The 16,746-nt window shown below is 52.1% G+C and carries 16 protein-coding genes, 1 tRNA gene and 1 pseudogene; 12 read left to right on the forward strand and 6 right to left on the reverse strand.

Annotated elements, in window-relative coordinates; genetic code table 11:
- Window positions 1-15 precede the first annotated feature (15 nt).
- Genes H8S44_RS12570 through malQ form a run of 3 tightly spaced genes read left to right on the forward strand, consistent with a single transcriptional unit; the run spans window position 16 to window position 2,860 of the window.
- Window positions 16-1,113 (forward strand): ABC transporter ATP-binding protein, encoded by a 1,098-nt coding sequence (locus H8S44_RS12570; protein ID WP_186873769.1) that lies wholly within the window; start codon window positions 16-18, stop codon window positions 1,111-1,113.
- Window positions 1,114-1,147: 34 nt separating this feature from the next.
- Window positions 1,148-1,387 carry an HPr family phosphocarrier protein gene (locus H8S44_RS12575; protein ID WP_186873770.1) on the forward strand — a complete coding sequence of 80 codons (240 nt, stop codon included), beginning with the start codon at window positions 1,148-1,150 and terminating at the stop codon, window positions 1,385-1,387.
- A gap of 6 nt (window positions 1,388-1,393) precedes the next feature.
- On the forward strand, window positions 1,394-2,860 hold the full coding sequence (malQ, locus tag H8S44_RS12580) for a 4-alpha-glucanotransferase (protein WP_186873771.1): 1,467 nt from the start codon (window positions 1,394-1,396) through the stop codon (window positions 2,858-2,860).
- Window positions 2,861-3,016: 156 nt separating this feature from the next.
- On the opposite strand, the gene H8S44_RS12585 is transcribed toward malQ, so the two are convergent.
- Both H8S44_RS12585 and H8S44_RS12590 read right to left on the reverse strand, forming a co-directional pair.
- Entirely contained in the window at window positions 3,017-4,390 is a 1,374-nt protein-coding gene (locus tag H8S44_RS12585; protein WP_186873772.1) for a sodium-dependent transporter, read from the reverse strand.
- A 141-nt stretch (window positions 4,391-4,531) separates the two neighbouring features.
- Window positions 4,532-5,959, reverse strand: coding sequence for an aspartate ammonia-lyase (locus H8S44_RS12590; protein ID WP_186873773.1), 1,428 nt, complete (start codon window positions 5,957-5,959; stop codon window positions 4,532-4,534).
- A 151-nt stretch (window positions 5,960-6,110) separates the two neighbouring features.
- On the opposite strand from H8S44_RS12590, the gene H8S44_RS12595 reads away from it, so the two are divergent.
- Window positions 6,111-7,046, forward strand: coding sequence for a LysR family transcriptional regulator (locus H8S44_RS12595; RefSeq protein ID WP_186873774.1), 936 nt, complete (start codon window positions 6,111-6,113; stop codon window positions 7,044-7,046).
- Window positions 7,047-7,156: 110 nt separating this feature from the next.
- Here H8S44_RS12595 and H8S44_RS12600 read toward each other — a convergent pair whose 3' ends face one another.
- Window positions 7,157-8,611: a nicotinate phosphoribosyltransferase gene (locus H8S44_RS12600; protein WP_186873775.1), complete on the reverse strand. Its 1,455-nt coding sequence runs from the start codon at window positions 8,609-8,611 to the stop codon at window positions 7,157-7,159.
- Window positions 8,612-8,889: 278 nt separating this feature from the next.
- On the opposite strand from H8S44_RS12600, the gene H8S44_RS12605 reads away from it, so the two are divergent.
- Both H8S44_RS12605 and H8S44_RS12610 read left to right on the forward strand, forming a co-directional pair.
- A complete protein-coding gene (locus tag H8S44_RS12605) occupies window positions 8,890-10,068 on the forward strand; it encodes a cation diffusion facilitator family transporter (protein WP_186873776.1) in 1,179 nt (392 codons plus the stop codon).
- 155 nt (window positions 10,069-10,223) lie between these two features.
- Window positions 10,224-10,295: transfer RNA gene (locus H8S44_RS12610), tRNA-Gln, on the forward strand.
- A gap of 157 nt (window positions 10,296-10,452) precedes the next feature.
- On the opposite strand, the gene H8S44_RS12615 is transcribed toward H8S44_RS12610, so the two are convergent.
- Both H8S44_RS12615 and fliB read right to left on the reverse strand, forming a co-directional pair.
- Complete coding sequence (locus tag H8S44_RS12615) at window positions 10,453-10,650, reverse strand: hypothetical protein (RefSeq protein ID WP_186873777.1); 198 nt, start codon at window positions 10,648-10,650, stop codon at window positions 10,453-10,455.
- A 93-nt stretch (window positions 10,651-10,743) separates the two neighbouring features.
- On the reverse strand, window positions 10,744-11,910 hold the full coding sequence (gene fliB / locus H8S44_RS12620) for a flagellin lysine-N-methylase (RefSeq protein ID WP_186873778.1): 1,167 nt from the start codon (window positions 11,908-11,910) through the stop codon (window positions 10,744-10,746).
- 158 nt (window positions 11,911-12,068) lie between these two features.
- Here fliB and H8S44_RS16895 point away from each other — a divergent pair.
- A pseudogene (locus H8S44_RS16895) lies at window positions 12,069-12,275 on the forward strand (beta-aspartyl-peptidase); the annotation flags it as partial.
- 25 nt (window positions 12,276-12,300) lie between these two features.
- Here the strand turns inward: H8S44_RS16895 and H8S44_RS12625 are convergent.
- Entirely contained in the window at window positions 12,301-12,642 is a 342-nt protein-coding gene (locus tag H8S44_RS12625; protein WP_243167605.1) for a DegT/DnrJ/EryC1/StrS family aminotransferase, read from the reverse strand.
- A 6-nt stretch (window positions 12,643-12,648) separates the two neighbouring features.
- Between H8S44_RS12625 and H8S44_RS12630 the strand changes: the two genes are divergently transcribed.
- The 5 genes from H8S44_RS12630 (at window position 12,649) to H8S44_RS12650 (ending at window position 16,653) form a co-directional block, all read left to right on the forward strand.
- The gene (locus H8S44_RS12630) at window positions 12,649-13,350 is read left to right on the forward strand and encodes a sodium:solute symporter family transporter (RefSeq protein ID WP_243167606.1); all 702 of its coding nucleotides are present in this window, start codon (window positions 12,649-12,651) and stop codon (window positions 13,348-13,350) included.
- A 21-nt stretch (window positions 13,351-13,371) separates the two neighbouring features.
- Window positions 13,372-13,686, forward strand: a complete 315-nt coding sequence (locus tag H8S44_RS12635) for a creatininase family protein (protein WP_186873780.1) — start codon at window positions 13,372-13,374, stop codon at window positions 13,684-13,686.
- Between the two features lie 105 nt (window positions 13,687-13,791).
- Complete coding sequence (locus tag H8S44_RS12640; protein ID WP_186873781.1) at window positions 13,792-14,037, forward strand: hypothetical protein; 246 nt, start codon at window positions 13,792-13,794, stop codon at window positions 14,035-14,037.
- Between the two features lie 192 nt (window positions 14,038-14,229).
- Complete coding sequence (mgtE, locus tag H8S44_RS12645; protein ID WP_186873782.1) at window positions 14,230-15,603, forward strand: magnesium transporter; 1,374 nt, start codon at window positions 14,230-14,232, stop codon at window positions 15,601-15,603.
- Window positions 15,604-15,654: 51 nt separating this feature from the next.
- Entirely contained in the window at window positions 15,655-16,653 is a 999-nt protein-coding gene (locus H8S44_RS12650) for an asparaginase (RefSeq protein WP_186873783.1), read from the forward strand.
- The last annotated feature ends 93 nt before the right edge of the window (window positions 16,654-16,746 follow it).

Consider the following 16,746-nt stretch of genomic DNA (forward strand, 5'->3'; position numbering starts at 1 on the left):
TAAGGAGGAAGAAAAATGGCAGATATTACATTTAAGCATGTGGTGAAAACCTATGACAATAAAAATACAGTGGTTCCGGATTTGAATCTGGAAATTCATGACAAGGAATTTATCGTGCTGGTCGGTCCGTCTGGCTGCGGAAAGTCCACGACTCTCCGCATGATTGCGGGTCTGGAGGAGATCAGTGAAGGCGACCTGTACATCGGCGATAGAAGAGTGAACGATGTGGCGCCCAAGGATCGGGATATCGCGATGGTATTCCAGAGCTATGCCCTGTATCCCCATATGACCGTATACAAAAATATGTCCTTTGCCCTGGAGCTTCACGGCACGCCCAAGGACGAGATCGACAAAAAGGTGCGCGAGGCAGCCGAGATTCTGGGTCTGACGGAGTATCTGGACCGGAAGCCCAAGGCGTTGTCCGGCGGACAGAGACAGCGTGTGGCACTGGGCCGCGCCATGGTGCGGAACCCTGCGGTATTTCTTCTTGATGAGCCCCTGTCCAACCTGGACGCCAAGCTCCGTACCGAGATGAGAAGCCAGATTGCCGCGTTACATAAGCGCCTGCAGACCACTTTCGTATATGTAACCCACGATCAGACCGAGGCTATGACCATGGGCGACCGTATCGTAGTCATGAAGGACGGTATTATCCAGCAGGTAGACACGCCCCAGAACCTGTACAATTATCCCTGCAACAAATTTGTGGCAGGCTTTATCGGTTCTCCCCAGATGAATTTTGTGAACGTGAAGGTGGAGAAGGATACCGCCGGAACCGTACTGGTATTTGGTGATTACCGGATTCCGGTGAACAAGCCGGAGCTGGAGGCTTATGTGGGCAAAGAGGTTATCATGGGCATCCGCCCGGAGGACATTCATGCGGAGGAATCCTTCCTGGCTATCTCCGACGCTTCCAATATTGAGGCGAAGGTAGACCTGGCGGAAATGATGGGATCTGAGATTTATCTGTATTTGACCTGCTTCGGACAGAAGCTGGTAGCCAGAGTGCCGTCCCGCACCGGAATCCGCGCGGAGGATGTGGCGAAGCTGGCTCTGGATGTGAACAAAATTCATGTCTTTGACGCGGAGACAGAAGCCATCATTTGTCATTAGGATTAAAAATCAGACAGTCAGGAGGAAAATCACGATGACGAAATATACCGTTTTATTGAACAGCATTGAAAAAATAAAAGACTTTGTAAATACCATTACCCGCTATCCCTATGATTTTGATCTGGTGTCGGGACGCTATACCATTGACGCCAAATCCATTATGGGTATCTTTTCCCTGGATTTGACTCACCCGCTGGATCTCTGCGCCTATACGGACGGAGATGAAAAACTTCAGGAGGATCTGAAACCCTATCTTGTGGAAGAAGGAGCGTGATGGCCGGTGAGAAGCAGTGGAGTTTTGATGCACCTCTCTTCCCTTTCGAGTCCCTACGGAATCGGCAGCATGGGAAAACCGGCGAGGGATTTCATTGATTTCCTGAAGGCGGCAGGTCAGGGCTACTGGCAGCTGCTTCCCATCTGTCCCACCAGCTACGGGGATTCTCCCTACCAGTCTTTTTCTACCTATGCGGGCAATCCTTACTTTATCGATCTGGAGCTGCTTGAGGCAGACGGACTTCTGGAATGGCAGGAGTATGGAGAGGTGGATTGGGAGAGCGCGCCGGATAGGGTCAATTATGGAGCCCTGTACGAGAAACGGTACCCGATTCTGCGTAAGGCCGCAGAGCGGTTCCTTACGCGGATTCCTTCGGATTATCCGGAATTCTGTGCGAACAATGATTACTGGCTGGGAGATTACGCCCGGTTTATGGCCATGAAGCACGCCCATGGGGGAGCGTCCTGGCAGGATTGGGAAACCCTTTCGACAGAGGAAATCGAGCTTCGGTATGCGGAGGAGATCCGTTTCTGGAAGGTGCTTCAGTACCTGTTCTTCCGGCAGTGGGAGGAACTTCGCACTTATGCCAATGAGCAGGGCGTCCGCCTGATTGGTGATCTGCCCATCTATGTGTCCCTGGACAGCGTGGATGTGTGGGCACATCCGGAGCTATTCCAACTGGACGAGAACCGGAACCCGAGGGAAGTGGCCGGCTGTCCGCCGGACGGCTTTTCCACAGACGGACAGCTCTGGGGAAATCCTCTATTTGACTGGGGATATATGGAAAAGAACGATTATGACTGGTGGGTCAGACGGATTCAGTATCTCTGCAAGGTCTACGATATCCTGCGGATCGATCATTTCCGGGGCTTTGATTCCTACTATGCGATTCCCTATGGAAACACAACCGCCCGGGGCGGGCGTTGGAAGCAGGGACCGGGAATCGCGCTGTTCCGGGCAGTGGAGGAACAGATTGGAACACAACAGATCATTGCGGAGAATCTGGGTTATCTGACCGAGTCAGTCCATCAGCTCCTGAAGGACAGCGGCTTTCCGGGAATGAAGGTACTGGAATTTGCCTTCGACAGTCGGGACGGAGGCGGCAGCGTCTATCTGCCGGAGAATTATCCGGAGCATTGTGTGGCCTATGTGGGAACTCATGACAACGACACAGCCCTGGGCTGGATGAAGACGGCCCCGGCGGAGGATGTGGCCTACGCCAGGGAATATCTCCATGAGACAGAGGATGAGGCGGCAGCCCGGGCTATGCTCACTGCCATCTGGAACAGCCGGGCAGAGCTTGCTATCGTACAGGCGCAGGATATCCTGGGACTGGGAAGCGAAGCCCGCATGAACACGCCATCCACCGTAGGCGAAAACTGGCGCTGGAGAGCGAAAGAGGGAAGCTTTACGTCAGAGCTGGCTGCAGAACTTCGGGAAAAAATGGAAGCCTGTGGACGGCTGGAAAAATAAAAAAATACAGATGATACGGATGAAAAAACAGGACATGGCAAATGCTGTGTCCTGTTTTTATTTACAAAAGATAGACGAAATTTGCCTGTGCAAATAGAAAAAGAGGTGTCGCAACTAGCCTGTTTTCGACTATTTGCAACACCTCTTCTAAGAGGACTACATCGAGATCCATCCAAAGGCGTTCGCCACGGAGCTGAGCAGGATAATGACTGCGAAGACCGGGCCGAGATACTGGATCATCATGCGGAAAATCTTCTTTCTCTTAAAAGACTGTTCCCCGTGGAGCACCTCGTCCTCGATACCCTTTACCCCGATGACTCTGGACACCAGGAGGCAGGTGGCAATCGCCGCGATGGGCATCATCACGGAGTTAGTCAGGAAATCAAAGAAATCCAGGAACTGCATGCCGATGATTTCCACAGCTGCCAGAGGACCGTAGCCTAAGGAGGACAGGGTTCCGAGGGCAAGCATGATAATGCCGATCATGACGGTCGCTTTCTTTCTGCCCCAGCCCAGCTCGTCCTCGAAGGTAGACACGGCGCTTTCAGTCAGGGCGATGGAACTGGTCATGGCTGCGAAGAGCACCAGCAGGAAGAACAGAATCCCCACGACTGTTCCCATGCCCATACTGTCAAAGACCTTGGGAATGGTGATAAACATCAGAGCCGGTCCGGCCTGGAGCGTATCCGGGTCGCCGCCGGAGAAGGCGAATACAGCCGGAATAATCATCAGGCCCGCCATAATGGCGATGGCCGTATCGAAAATCTCCACATTTTTCGTGGATTCTTCAATCGAAACATCTTTCTTCATATAAGAGCCGAAGGTCACCAGAATACCCATGGCGATGGACAGAGAATAGAACATCTGCCCCATGGCCGCCACCACGGTCATCCAGGAAAAATTCTCCGGATTTGGTACCAGGAAATACTTCACGCCAGCCAGAGCCCCGGGCCGGGTCACGGAATAAACCGCGATAACGACAGACAGCACCACCAGAATGGGCATCATGATCTTGGATACCCGCTCAATTCCATTGCGGACGCCTGCGTAGATAATCAGCAGGGTACACAGAGAAAATACGATGAAGCAAAGCTCGGTGGAGACGCCATTGGAAATAAAGGCGGAAAAATAACCGTCCGTGGCCAGGGCATGTCCGTGCCCGGTGAGATATTCCACCAGGTACTTGATTACCCAGCCGCCGATGACAGAATAGTAAGGAACGATCAGAATCGGAATAATCGCGTTGATCCAGCCGCCGAAGGACAGCCATTTGGATTTGCCAAAAGTGTGATAAGCGCCCACGGGACTTTTCTTGGTCATACGGCCGATGGCGGTCTCCGCCACGATCATGGTATAACCGAAGGTCAGGGCCAGAATGATGTAGACCAGAAGAAAAATGCCGCCGCCGTATTTGGCCGCCAGATACGGGAAGCGCCAGATATTACCCAGGCCCACCGAAGCGCCTGCAGCGGACAGGACAAATCCCAGTTTTCCCGAAAAAGAGCTTCTTTTGTGATTGTGTGAATTCATTGATAAATCCCCCATTTATTGATATGACATATAAACATAAGTATACCATAGAAGGGCTGAGAAAACAATAAAAGAACCGCCGCCCGCGAAAGATGGCAGTAAACGCGGGCGGCGGTGGTCTGTATCAGACAGGTATGTGGATCAGTCTTTTTTCAAAAGCTCCTTGCCGGAGATACCCGGCTCGGTCATCTGTACCGGATTCAGGATCTGGTCCAGTTCGGCTTCCGTCATCAGCTTTTCTTTCAGAATCAGCTCCCGGACGGAGTCACCGGATTTCATGGCTCGCTTGGCGATATCCGCGGCCTTCTGGTAGCCCACATGGGGGCAGATGGCAGTAATGATTCCCACGCTGTTCTCCACCAGATACCGGCAGCGCTCCTCATTGGCGGTGATGCCGGTGACGCAGTTGTCCACGAAGGTCCGTACCGCATAGGCCAGGGTGTCGATGGACTGGAACAGGCAGTAGAAAATGATGGGCTCAAAGGCGTTCAGCTCCAGCTGTCCGGCCTCGGCGGCCATGGTGATGGTCATGTCGTTGCCAATAATATTGAATGCCACCTGATTTACCACTTCAGGGATAACCGGGTTTACCTTGCCCGGCATGATGGAAGAACCATTCTGCTTTGCCGGAAGGTTAATCTCATGGAAGCCTGCTCGGGGACCGGAGGACATGAGCCGCAGGTCATTGGCGATCTTGGACAGGGTCACGGCGCAGGCCTTGATGGAACCGGATACGGATACGAAGGGATCCAGGTTCTGGGTGGAATCAATCAGGTCGAAGGCCTGGATAAAGTCCATGCCGGAGACCTCGGACAGATTCGGCACGATGCGTTTCAGATAAGCCTCGTCCGCGTTGATGCCGGTGCCGATGGCAGTGCCGCCCATGTTCAGGGAGCGCATTTCATCCATGGCGATATCCATGCGGCGGATATCACGCATGACAGCCACGGCGTAGGCCTTAAATTCCTGGCCCAGGCGGATGGGAACCGCGTCCTGCATCTGGGTACGGCCCATTTTAATCACATGGTCAAACTCCTCCGCCTTGGCAGAAAATGCGGCATGGAGACGCAGAAGCTCCTTCTTCAGGTTCTGCAGCAGCCGCAGAGAAGTCATCTTGCCTGCGGTGGGAATAACGTCGTTGGTGGACTGGCCGCAGTTCACATGGTCGTTGGGGTGTACGATGGAGTAATCGCCCTTCTGGCCGCCCAGAAGCTCAATGGCACGATTGGCGATGACTTCGTTTGCATTCATATTGATGGAGGTTCCCGCGCCGCCCTGGATGGGGTCCACGATGAAATCCTCGTGATGCTGTCCGGCCAGAATCTCGTCGCAGGCCTTTACGATTGCGTCGGCGATCTTCTTGTCCAGCAGGTTAATCTCGCAGTTTGTGATGGCAGCGGCCTTTTTAATGTAGGCCAGACTGTTGATGATCTCCGGATGCATATTCAGCCCGGTGATATGGAAATTCTCTGCAGCACGCAGGGACTGTACGCCGTAATAGACGTCTTCCGGCACATCCTTTGCGCCGATGGAATCTTTTTCTACTCTGTATTCAGCTTTTTCACTCATGTCTTTTCTCCTCCGTCGGAAATCTGTTTGCGCGCTGTCTGATTTCCTGTTGAGTTTATTATAGTCAACTGTTATAATATAATCAAATACATATATTTTTATAATTTATATAATTTTAAAACTATAATGCGGATAAGAAAGGAGAAAATTCATGTTTCGGGGAATGGAATATGTTTATACAGTTTATCAGGAAAAAAGCATCTCCCGGGCGGCGGAGCGCCTGTGCATTTCCCAGCCCTCCTTGAGCGCCAATATCAAACGGATCGAAGCAAAGGTGGGATACCCCCTCTTTGATCGGAGTACAAAACCCCTCTCCCTGACGGAATGTGGAGAAAAATATATTCGCTCTGTGGAAAAGATTATGACAGTGGAGAGGGAGTTCTCCGATTATGTGAACGACTGGGGAGAGCTGAAGACGGGAAGCCTGGTGCTGGGAGGCAGCAGTCTCTACGCTTCCTGGGTGCTGCCGGGACTCATCGGAGCTTTTTCCATCCGCTACCCCGGCGTTCGGGTGGAACTGGTGGAGGAGAGTACCGCGGAGCTGGCCAGACTGCTGCAGCAGGGCCGTATTGACATGATGCTGGACAACTGCCAGCTGGATCCGAAGCTCTTCGATCATACGGTATACCGGGAAGAGACCCTGTTCCTGGCCGTGCCCAGACAGTTCCCGTCCGTAAAAAAAGCAGCAATCCACATCCTATCCAAAGAACAGATCGAAACCGGGCACTGGAAAGACGATGAGCTCTGCCCGGTTCCCCTGACTTTGTTCGCAAAGGAACCGTTCGTCATGCTGAAACCGGAGAATGACACCAGAAAAAGAGCCGAAGAAATCCTCCGGCAGGCCGGAATCACCCCGGAGATCACCCTGGAGTTGGATCAGCAGCTGACCTCCTACCACGTAGCCTGCTCCGGCCTGGGAATCGCCTTCGTCAGTGATACTCTTATCCGCGAAGTCCCCGCCCGCAGCGACGTGGTCTACTTTAAACTCCCTGCGCCCCGCAGCTGCCGTCCCTTAAGTTTTTCCTGGAAAACCGGCCGCTACCGCACAAGAGCCATGCAGGAATTCCTGAACCTCACCATGGCATAATCAGATAACCTCCAGCAGATCCCACCCTCCGATACAAATCAAAAACGTAAATCACGGCCGGTGGAAGCTTTTTTCCACCGGCCGTGTTCACAACCTGGATTCTATGCAATTTATTTCCCCTGACTCATCTGATCCAGCAGCCCCGTCTTAATCCGAAACAGCTTATCAGACAGATCCACATAAACCTGATGGGGATTCGTCAGTCTCCGTGTCTCGTCCCACAGTGTCTCCTGCTCCCGCTTACAGTATTCCCGGATATCCATCACACTGGGAGAAGTATAGATACACGCTCCATTCTTAAATACCGGAACCAGAAGTTCCCGCACATGGTAAGTGCCGCCTTTCAGAGTAGTCTTCTTCCAGGTCTCCACCGAATCAAAGATCAGCAGATCCTTATCGGAATCAAAGGACTCATCTGCCAGGGAAATCAGATCCGCCCGGATCTTACCTGTCTCATTATCATAGAGACGGAACACCGTCTTATTGCCCGGGTTTGTGATCTTCTCAGAATTCTCGGAAAGCTTAATCTTCGGAATAAACTCCCCATTCTCATCCTGTACTGCTGCCAGCTTGTACACGCCGCCGAATGCCGGGCAGTCGCTGGAGGTGATCATATTCGTACCCACGCCCCAGGAAGTGATGGCAGCGCCCTGATCCTTCAGGCTGGTGATCAGATACTCGTCCAGATCACTGGAAGCGGAGATAACTGCGTCTTCAAAACCGGCTTTGTCCAGCATCTTGCGGGCCTGTTTGGACATATAAGCCAGGTCGCCGCTGTCCAGGCGGATGCCGTAGAAGGTCAGCGGAATACCGGCCTCGCGCATTTCCTTGAATACACGGATAGCATTGGGCACACCGGATTTCAGGGTATCATAAGTATCCACCAGCAGAATGCATGCATTGGGATACAGCTCAGAATACTTCTTGAATGCGGTATACTCGTCCGGAAAACTCATGATCCAGCTGTGGGCATGGGTACCCTTTACCGGAACATCGAAGAGCTGGCCGGTCAGTACATTGGAGGTACCGATGCAGCCGCCGATCATGGCGGCGCGGGCGCCGTAGATACCGGCGTCAGGACCCTGGGCCCGGCGCAGGCCGAACTCCATGATACCGTCGCCCTTGGCCGCGTACACCACACGGGCCGTCTTGGTGGCGATCAGGCTCTGATGGTTGATGATATTCAGGATAGCGGTCTCCACCAGCTGCGCCTCCATGATAGGCGCGATGACCTTTACCAGAGGCTCTCTGGGGAATACGACAGTTCCCTCGGGAATGGCGTAAATATCACCGGAGAAATGAAAATTACTCAGATAATCCAGAAAATCCTCGTCGAATAAGTTCAGGCTCCTTAAATAGTCCACATCCTTCTGATCAAAGGTCAGATTCTTGATGTAATCCACTACCTGGTCGAGACCTGCCGCAATGGCGAAGCCATTTCCGGAAGGATTCTTTCTATAAAAAGCATCGAAAATAACAGTTTCATTGGTGTGGTTCTTGAAATAGCCCTGCATCATGGTGAGCTCATAGAGATCTGTCAGCAGAGTCAGCTTCATTGTACTCATAATAATTTCTGCGCTCCTTCGCACTCACAGACAGCGTCGATTCCCTCCCTGATCCGACAGCTGTCTTGACATTAGATGCTACAAAGATAGCACATTTAAAAAAAAATAACAAGATCCTCTTCCATTTTTCATAGAAATAATGTATGATGAATAGAATTCATAATAACAGCGAAAGCATATCGGCATCAGAATGCGGGTTCTACCGTGTTCTGGTGCTGTTTCCGTATATGGGGAGTTAGTAACAGGCAACGGCCGTCGGAACAGAAGGGGGAAGCAGGATGACAGAATTTCTGGTAAAAACATTTGTAAAGGATTATGAGCATACGGAGGAAGCAACGGTGAGGACGGCCTATGGCGTACTGGCCAGCATGGTGGGAATCCTCTGCAATCTGCTCCTGTTCGGGGGCAAGCTCTTGGTGGGGCTGCTGCTTCGCAGTGTGTCTGTCATGGCGGACGCTTTTAATAATCTGTCCGATGCCGCTTCGTCAGTCATAGGTTTCATCGGCGTAAAGATGGCGGAAAAACCGGCGGATCGGGAGCATCCCTTCGGCCATGGGCGGCTGGAGTATATTGCGGCCCTGATCGTGTCTTTCCTGGTTATCGAAGTGGGATTTACCTTCTTTAAAAATGCCATCGCAAAAATCCGTACGCCGGAGGATTTAAGCTTCAGCCTGCTTTCCATGTTGATTCTGCTGGCCTCCGTGGCTGTGAAGCTGTGGCTCAGCTTTTTTAATAAAAATCTGGGGAATCGGGTGAATTCCACAGTTATGCAGGCCACGGCCGCGGACGCACTGGGAGATGTGGTGACTACATTGGCTACTATGGGTTCTATTTTGTTCTTCCGCTTTACGGGGATCAATATCGATGGCTATGTGGGTCTGGTGGTCTCTCTGCTTGTCATGTGGGCGGGCGTGGGGATCGCGAGGGATACCCTGGAACCGCTCATCGGACAGTCGGTGGATCCGAAGCTGTACCGGGAGATCACGGACTTTGTGGAGGGCTATGATGGCATCCTGGGAAGTCATGACCTGATTGTCCATAATTACGGTCCCACCCGGAGCCTGGCTTCCATCCACGCCGAGGTCCCCAATAACGTGGATATCGAGACTTCCCATGAAATCATCGACCGCATTGAGCGGGACGCGGTGAAGAAGCTGGGAATCTTCCTGGTCATTCACATGGATCCGGTGGAGACCGAGGATAAACGGGTGGCGGATCTGAAGAGCCGGGTACTGGCAGCCATCCGGGAACTGGATCCCAGCCTGACCCTCCACGACTTCCGGATAGTGGACGGAGAGCAGCAGATTAACCTGATCTTTGACGTGGTCGTTCCATTCACCTACGGAGAACAGGAGCGTCCGAAGCTTCGCAGCGCCATCGAAGAAAGAGTCCGCGCCCTGGACGAACGGTTCCATTGCGTCATCACCTTTGATAACGCGTTCGTGGCGGAGGACTGACCTTCCGCCTGCCTCGTTCCCTGCCCGATTCTGGCAGCCCGAAAGATGCGTCCCCTATTTAAACTAAAAAACAAGCTAAAAAATTTGAAAAAAATGAAAAAAACACTTGCAATCTGTAAAATACTATGATATTATAACATTCGTCGCTAAGACATAGGGCTATCGCCAAACGGTAAGGCAACGGACTCTGACTCCGTCATTTCAAGGTTCGAATCCTTGTAGCCCTGTTGGGGAATCTTGTGAAAGGTTCCCTTTTTTGTTATGCAAAGCTTGAAGTGGTAAAAAAACAGCGCTGATGTATTTGGAAGATTATTCCCAAGCATCAGCGCTGTTTTAAGTAGAAACTTTTTGGATATCGTTGATAATCTGCTGGATATAAAGTAATCAGGCGGTTTTCCGTACGCCGTCTATGCGGCGGCTGATCACAGCGCCGATGACACCTGCAGCTGCCAGAAATACGCCTGCCAGGAACAGGGGATGCAGGGCGACGGTTCCGTACAGAGTGGAAGCAATATTGGCGATGATAACGCCTGCGAAAATGATCAGGTAAAACAGATTATGGATGGTTAACATCTTTTTCATAAACAAACACCTCTCTTTACTTTGCAGTATAGGAGGTGTTTGTTAGGTTTCGGGCAGATTCCGGTAAAGCTTTTGTAAAGTCCGGGAAAAGATTTATCGACCCAGAATCAGGGCGAAGTAGCCCCAGTCCCAGAGGGGATCCTCAAAGCTGTTTTCCAGATATTCCAGGATATCTTCTTCGTTGTATCCGGTCATGCGGTTCAGGATAACCAGATAGTTCCGGACTGCTTCGTAGGAAAGCGGCGCTTCCCGGTTTCCGAGCCATACCAGAAAGAGGCTGTGGCGGATGACCGCATAGGTCAGGGAGATCCATTCCAGATGGAGCAGCAGAGTCTCAAGGTCCGGGTGGCTGCCGGGAAGCAGGAGGCCGGAGTAGAGCTCATTCTCCAGATAGGCGTACAGGAGCGGCCGCCAGGTGGTAAAGTCTTTTTGAAAGCCGGCCCACTGTCCGGAAAGCACCACCGGGTCATAGCCTTCCGACAGGGCTTCTGCCCGGGCAATTACCGGATCCAGATAAGTGGGGTACAGGCCTTCCTTCCGGTAATTCACGGCCAGATCCTGCAAAAGCTCATTGCACTCCTCCAGAGTATCCAGGGGCGGCAGTTCGATATCCGCCATGGCCCGGCGAAGCTGCGTCCGGGAAGCAGGAGCAAAATATTCGGTGACGCGGGTATCCTCCGGAGAGTCTGCCCGGTTCAGCTCCTGAAGAATATAGGAAAGCTCCAAAAGGGCCTCTTCCAAAGGCCGCTGCGCCTGGCGGCTGTCCTCCAGAAGCCGGATGCTTTCAGAGCGTAGCCGGAACAGGATCCGGATGCGCTCCGAGGACAGGTCCGACTGTGCAGGCTCCGGGAAAGTAAGAGTTCCCAGCTTCTGCCAGAGATCCACCACCGCCGGACAGGCGGCCATCAGAGAAGCTTCTTCATGGGTGCGGAACCGAAGAAATTCTCTGGGAAAGTCCTGACAGGTGGCTGAAAGAACAGTGTCGCCGTAAGCGCGTACCAGTTTACATAACTTGTTTCTGCTCAGGAAGGGACATTTGTGATCCGGTGTCAGTCCTATGACCCGTTCGCCGTCCTTTCGGATGGTATAGGCATTCAGATTCTTTTTCTGTACCTCCACATCCTCCGGCGGCGCCAGCTTCTTCCAGTGCCGGGCCGTGTCGTCGTCCACAGAGATCTTCCATTCCTGGCAGCAGGTGATGGGGCAGTCCCCGGCGATGCAGGTAAAGGTATCATAATAATCCGGTTGGAGTCGATTCATAAAAACTCTCCTTTTCTAGCTGATTCTCTCTGAACACCAGTGTAACACCTTTTCCCGGACGGGCAAAGAGAATTTTACAGAAGTGCGGAAGTACGATAGATAAACCAAAAAGAATCATATATACTTGGAAATGAAATAAAAGGGAAAAAGAGGAACACACCGGCGGAGGCGGCGAGGGAAGCTTCCACACACGGACGCCGGAGCTGCAGCTGTCCGAGCTGGTGAAGAACGGCATTACTACAGTGGTCGGTCTGCTGGGAACAGACGGGATCACCAGAAGCGTGGAGAATCTCTACGCAAAGACAAGAGCCCTCTGTGAGGAAGGCGTCAGCGCTTATATGCTCACCGGAGCCTACGGATACCCCGGCCTGTCGTCTGTCCTACGTTATCTTATTTCCGAAACTCTTCAAAAGCTTCCACAATCTTCTGCATATCCTCCGCTGTAAACCGTTCGTCACAGCTCACAGACATAATATGAGAGTAAACATATTTTGCTCCCGGATATGCTTCCACATCCACAAAAGGCGGCACCGGCCAATACACCTTCGGCGGAATCTGCCTCTCGGCCAGATGCTTCATCAGCGCCTCCCGATTTTCCGTCAGAAACGGGAAAAACATGGGGCACACATCTTCCGGAAGCTCCGGGAACACCGGCCGCGCTCCCGGTTTCTCCGGCAAATGCTCCAGCAGATACCGGTAATTCTCCCGTCGTCTCTCGATAGCTTCCTTCATGGGAAAATGCGAAATCGTTTCCCAGGATCTGGGATCCCCTTCCTGTATATCAAAGATCTCCCGCAGCATAAATTCTGCCTTCCAGAAAGCGTCCGCTCCGCGACACTGATTGAGTGGGCCGGCGTCAACGGTATCGCTTCTATCCAGAATATCGAGAAGGCAGACCAGATCGTACCGTTGATTCTGCAGAGAGGACTGAATCCATTCCTGGCATCCATCTTTATCGCAGGTATCGTAGCGGCAGGTATGTCTACCATCGACGGTATCCTGGTAACGACCACCGGTGCGGTTACCCGTGATATCTATCAGAAGATCATCAACAAGAATGCCACAGACGAGAGCGTTATGAAGCTGTCTAAGGTAGTAACTGTTCTCATCGGTATCATCGTTATCTGCTTCGGCGTATTCCAGCCGGGCAGCATCTTCGAGATTAACCTGTTCGCATTCTCCGGAATGGCGATTTTCGTAGTGCCGATTCTGTTCGGTATCTATTGGAAGAAAGCAACCGCGAAGGGAGCCGTCGCAGCGGTGGTGGCAGGCCTTATTACTCTGCTGCTCTTCACCCTGAATCCGTCTGAGAAGGCGCTGGCTATGGGCTTCCATGCACTGTTCCCGACCACCATCGTTGCTTCTATTGTAATGATTGTCGTAAGTAAGCTTACAAAAACTCCGCCGCAGGAGACCATCGATCGTCATTTCGCGGCATAAAAATCAGGAGGCGTATTTAACATGTATCTTGCAAAAATGACTACAGCACAGGCAAAAGAAGCCTTTGAAAAAGATCCGATTATTGTGATTCCCGTGGGAAGCACGGAGCAGCATGGAACACAGGGAGCTCTGGGGACCGACTTTATGGTTCCGTCCTATCTGGCAGACCATGTGGAGGATGTGGACAATGTAATCGTAGCCCCCACGGTACCCTACGGCGTATGTGCCAGCGTAGACTGGTGGAGCCTGGTGGCTCAGCTGGGACAGGAGGCACTGGATGTGGCAGTAGCATATATCCGGGAGTTCCTGGAAGAAATGAAGCAGATGAAACTGTAACAGACATTTGAAAAAGGGGGTTGTCCGCCCCCCTTTTCTTATGTTATACTCACAGCGGATAGGGGAAACCCGGAAGATAAAAATAAAATTCAGGAGGTGAATTTCATGGACAGTTGCGATAGTACGGGACGAAGTAGAAAGTACGGTGCGAATATGGCAGGCAAAAATGTGCAGCTGTGTGTGAAGATTCCCTTGCGAATTTGGAAATGGCTGGTAACTATTCAGGACAGCCCGAAGCACAAGCTGCTGAGGGCGTATGACAGTGATTTGGGAGTGCAAAATCCCATCGGCGAAGCCGATTTTCATGGATTTTGCTATTGTAACTGTGAAGGTACTGAACAGTTACAATAGCTGCATGCTTTTGCGTGTCATGGCTGGCTTATATTGGCGTTTGATTCACACCGTATTCAGAAAGGTCCGGACTTCACAGCGTGTAACTGTTGAGTCTGCTTTGGAGAAATCTGAAGCGGTGTTTTTTGCTGGCATTTTTCGGAAAATTCCGGTGGAAGGTTCTGAAAAATGCGGCTCAAATGGAGGTAGGCTATGACAAAGTATGTAGAGGAACTGATTGCGATTATCCGGGGAAATCTGTCCCGTGAGGAGCTGATTGACCGGCTCTTCGATTACCATGATAATGATATTGCGGAAGCCCTGGAGCTTCTGACGGCGGAAGAAAGAAAACGTCTGTATTCGGCTCTGGGCGCGGAGCGGGTGGCGGAAATTTTCGCTTATCTGGATGACGGCGATATTTATCTGAGGGAGCTGTCCTTAAAACAGCAGGCAAAGGTCATTTCCGAGATGGATTCCGACGACGCGGTGGATATCCTGGAGGAAATGGACGACGACAGTAAATGTAAAATTCTGGGAATGCTGGACAAAGAGGCCAGCGAGGATGTAAAGCTGCTGCTGTCCTACGATGAAGATGAGATCGGTAGTTATATGACTACCAATTTCATTCTGATTCACAATGACCTGACCGTTCGGGAGGCCATGCGGGAGCTGGTGCGTCAGGCCGGGGAAAATGACAATATTTCCACAATCTATGTGGTGGATCAGCAGGAGCAGTACTATGGAGCCATCGAGCTGCAGGATCTGATCATTGCCAGGGAGCATATTGAGCTGGAGGACTTAATCAGCCGTTCTTATCCCTACGTTATGGATCATGAGAAGATCAGCGAGTGCATCGAGAAGATCAAAGACTATGCTGAGGATTCCATTCCGGTGCTGCTGGAGGATCGGAGCATCGGCGGTATCATCACAGCCCAGGATATTGTAGAGGTCGTGGACGACGAGATGGGCGACGACTACGCGAAGCTGGCTGGTCTGACCGCCGAGGAGGATCTGAACGAGACCACGGGCGAGAGTATCCGTAAAAGACTGCCCTGGCTGGTGATTCTGCTGTTCTTAGGTATGGTGGTATCCGCGGTAGTGGGCGTCTTTGAATCCGTGGTGGCGGTGCTTCCCATCGTCATGTGCTTCCAGTCCCTGATTCTGGATATGGCCGGCAATGTGGGAACCCAGTCTCTGGCGGTGACTATCCGTGTGCTGATGGACGAGAACCTGACCACAGGCCAGAAGGTGAAGCTCATGCTCAAAGAAATGAAGATCGGTTTCTTCAATGGCGTGATCCTGGCAGTCATGGCGCTGGTATTCCTGGGAGCGTATATCCACCTGTTTAAGGGCTTTGACTTGGGCTATTCCCTGATGATTTCCGCCTGCGTGGGCGTGTCCCTGGTGGGTGCCATGGTGGTGTCCAGTCTGGTAGGAACCCTGACTCCTATCTTTTTTAAGAAGGTGGGCGTGGATCCGGCAGTAGCTTCCGGCCCGCTGATCACCACCATCAACGATCTGGTGGCCATCGTGGTATATTACGGCCTGGTGGCGGTGGTGCTGATTGATATGTTTCATCTGGCATAAAAGAAAGACATATTATTGAAGGCCCGGGATGTGGAGCAGTAAGGAGGAAAAATGCAGAAGAAAAAGGTATTGTTGCTGGCGACAGGCGGGACCATTGCCTGCACCCATTCGCAGGAAGGCCTGGCTCCGGGATTGAGTGGAGCAGGAATCCTGAAGCTGCTGCCGGAATTGCAGGAAGACTTTACGATTGAAAGCCGGGATATTCTGAACCTGGACAGCTCCAATATCCAGCCGGAGGAATGGCAGTTTATGGCGGAACGGGTGACGGAGGCTTTGCCGGATTACGATGGGATTATTATTACACATGGAACGGATACCATGGCGTATACGGCTTCCGCCCTCAGCTATATGCTGCAGAATCTGTCGAAGCCGGTGGTGCTGACCGGGGCGCAGATCCCTATCGGACAGATGTTTACGGACGCCAAGCGGAACCTGCAGACGGCCTTCGCGGCGGTGAACGCAGGCCTGAGCGGGGTGATGGTGGCCTTTGACGATAAGATTATGGGCGGCTGCAGAGCCGTAAAAGTAAGAACGATGGGCTTTGACGCCTTTGAGAGTATTTCTGCGCCCTACATCGGAAAAATCTATGCGGACGGCGTACACCTGGAGCACAGCCGGGCGGGAGAAGAGGCGGCGGCCCCCTTTGAGCTGAAAAATAAGCTCTGTACGGATGTGTTTCTGCTGAAGCTGATTCCGGGCACGAAGCCGGAGATTTTTGACAGTCTGCTGGCTCTGGGGTATCGCGGCATCGTCATCGAAGCCTTTGGCGCAGGCGGCACCCATTTTGAACGGCGGAACCTCCTTCCCAAGCTGAAAAAGCTGACGGATCATGGGGTCAGTATCGCGGTGTGCAGCCAGTGCCTCTATGAGAAGAGCGATCTGTCCCTCTATGAGGTGGGCCGCAAGCTTCTGGACTGCGGCGTTATTCCGGGCCGGGATATGACCACGGAAGCCATTGTGACGAAAATGATGTGGGCGCTGGGACAGACAGAGGACCCGGCGGAGGTAAAGGAAATCTTTGCGCGGAATTACTGCGGGGAAGTGTCATAAGCCTGCAGAACAACAGAATATAAGAAAATAAAAGAGCGTATCAATCAGGGCAAGCTGGAAAAAGAACAGTAAAACACTTGCCCTTCCTACGAT

Origin of the sequence: Anaerosacchariphilus hominis (assembly GCF_014290175.1) — a bacterium.
In the GTDB taxonomy this organism is placed as follows: domain Bacteria; phylum Bacillota; class Clostridia; order Lachnospirales; family Lachnospiraceae; genus Laedolimicola; species Laedolimicola hominis.